Below are 2,061 nucleotides of genomic sequence, written 5' to 3'. Positions count from 1 at the left end.
CACCGGTACTCGGCGCTGGCGGGTTTCGTCGAGCCGGGCGAGACGCCTGAGCATGCCGTGGTGAGGGAGGTCGCTGAGGAGGTGGGGATATCGGTCAGGTCGTGCAGCTATGCGGGCGCACAGCCGTGGCCGTTTCCGTCGAGCCTGATGCTCGGCTACTACGCAACGGCTCCCGGCGACGAGCCGGCGCCGGACGGCGACGAGATCGAGGAAGCCGCCTGGTTCACGCGATCAGAGCTGGCATCGGCGATCTCCGGTGGCGACGTCCTTCTGCCGCCACCGGTGTCGATCGCCCGCCGGCTGATCGAAGGCTGGTACGGCGGCCCTATGCCTGAGCGGCAGTGAGCTCGGCGAGTTTGCCCTTGACCTCGCCCGGGCTGGGGTTGGTCATGGAGCTGCCGTCCGAGAAGATCAGGGTCGGGACGGTGGCATTGCCCTTGTTGACGCTCATCACCAGTTCGGCCGCCTGTGGATCGGCCTCGATGTCCATCTCGTCGAAGGTGATCCCCTCGCGGTTGAGGGTGCCTTTGAGGCGACGGCAGTAGCCGCACCACGAGGTGCTGTACATCGTGAACGAGGGCATCTGTTCTCCTGGTCGACGCTTTCGCTGACGCCCTTCTCAACACCGCCGGGCTCACAGGTGTTCCGGCGCAGGAGGTCGCAGATGCCGGCGGCTTCCAGCCCTCTCCGTGCCGGGTGTCCGCCGGCCGGTGGAGAGATCCTCTCCTCCCCATCCAGAACAGCCTTTCTGGCGCGGGGTGACCGACGACCTGTCGGGGCCGGGTGCCAGGATGGAGTCCATGGCTGTGCCCGATGTTCTCTCCGCGCTGGACCCGGAGCAGCGCGAGGTAGCAGCCGCGTTGACCGGGCCGGTCTGTGTCATCGCCGGTGCAGGTACTGGCAAGACCCGCGCCATTACTCATCGCATCGCCCACGGGGTGCTGGCAGGTGCATTCGACCCGCGCCGCGTCCTGGCCGTGACATTCACCACTCGGGCCGCCGGGGAGATGCGCGGCCGGCTGCGTACGCTCGGCGTCGAGGGAGTGCAGGCGCGTACGTTCCACTCCGCCGCGCTGCGGCAGGCGCGCTACTTCTGGCCGCAGGTCACCGGCTCCGAACTTCCGCAGATTGCCGGCAGCAAGCTCAGCATCGTCGGTGCTGCCGCGAACCGTTGCCGTGTGGGCACGGATCGCGCCACCCTCCGTGACCTCGCCTCGGAGATCGAGTGGGCGAAGGTCAGCAACGTCCTCGCTGAGCGGTACCCCGCCGCCGCCGAGTCGGCGGCCCGTGAGGTCGCCGGCGTCGACGCGGAGACCGTCGCCCGGGTGTACGCGGCCTACGAAGACCTCAAGTCGGACCGCGGGCAGATGGATATGGAGGACATCCTGCTCGCGGCGGTGGGCCTGCTCGACGCCAATCCCGGTGTGGCCGACGCGGTCCGGTCGCAGTACCACCATTTCATCGTGGACGAGTACCAGGACGTTTCGCCGCTCCAACAGCGGTTGCTCGATCTGTGGCTGGGCGAGCGGGACGATGTCTGCGTCGTCGGCGATCCAGCGCAGACCATCTACTCGTTCGCCGGTGCCCGGCCTGACTACCTTCTCGACTTCGGACAGCGGTATCAGTCGGCCACCACGGTGCGGCTGTTCCGTGACTATCGATCCACCCCACAGGTGGTGAACGTGGCCAATGCGGTCCTGCGGCCCAGTCGCGGCGGGGCCAAGGGCGTGGTGCTCGAAGCGCAGCGGCCGGCGGGACCCGAAGCCGTCTTCATCGAGCATCCGGACGAGGTCGCCGAGGCGGAGTGGGTCGCGGGTGAGATCGGTCGGCTACTGGCGTCCGGGGTGCCGGCTCGCGAAGTCGCCGTGCTGTTCCGGGTGAACGCCCAGTCGGAGAACTACGAGCAGGCGCTCGCCGATGCCGGTATCGCGTATGTGGTGCGCGGAGCGGAGCGCTTCTTCGACCGGGCTGAGGTGCGGCAGGCGGCCATGTTGCTCCGCGGAGCCATGCGTGCCGGCGACACCGCAGGCGACGCCCCTGACGCGGCGGCCGCGACCGCCG

3 protein-coding genes are annotated in these 2,061 nt (G+C 68.8%); 2 read left to right on the top strand and 1 reads right to left on the bottom strand.

Annotated features, from left to right (window positions below; translation table 11 throughout):
- Positions 1-345 (top strand): NAD(+) diphosphatase (locus ELR45_RS40580; protein WP_240759303.1); only part of this gene is annotated, 345 nt, incomplete at its 5' end.
- On the opposite strand, the gene ELR45_RS08455 is transcribed toward ELR45_RS40580, so the two are convergent.
- The gene (locus tag ELR45_RS08455; RefSeq protein ID WP_129665144.1) at positions 326-583 is read right to left on the bottom strand and encodes a mycoredoxin; all 258 of its coding nucleotides are present in this window, start codon (positions 581-583) and stop codon (positions 326-328) included. The genes ELR45_RS40580 and ELR45_RS08455 overlap by 20 nt on opposite strands.
- Positions 584-800: 217 nt before the next feature.
- Between ELR45_RS08455 and ELR45_RS40575 the strand changes: the two genes are divergently transcribed.
- On the top strand, positions 801-2,061 hold a 1,261-nt coding region (locus ELR45_RS40575; RefSeq protein WP_240759302.1), incomplete at its 3' end, for an ATP-dependent helicase.

It is taken from the genome of Phytoactinopolyspora endophytica, assembly GCF_004138495.1.
GTDB lineage: Bacteria > Actinomycetota > Actinomycetes > Jiangellales > Jiangellaceae > Phytoactinopolyspora > Phytoactinopolyspora endophytica.
The sequence above is the reverse complement of the archived record's forward strand: the minus strand, read 5'-3'. Positions and strand labels throughout refer to the sequence as shown.

Bases quoted from the DNA above. Each gene is read 5' to 3' on its own strand.
- ELR45_RS08455 (WP_129665144.1), bottom strand. From the start codon at position 583: ATGCCCTCGTTCACGATGTACAGCACCTCGTGGTGCGGCTACTGCCGT.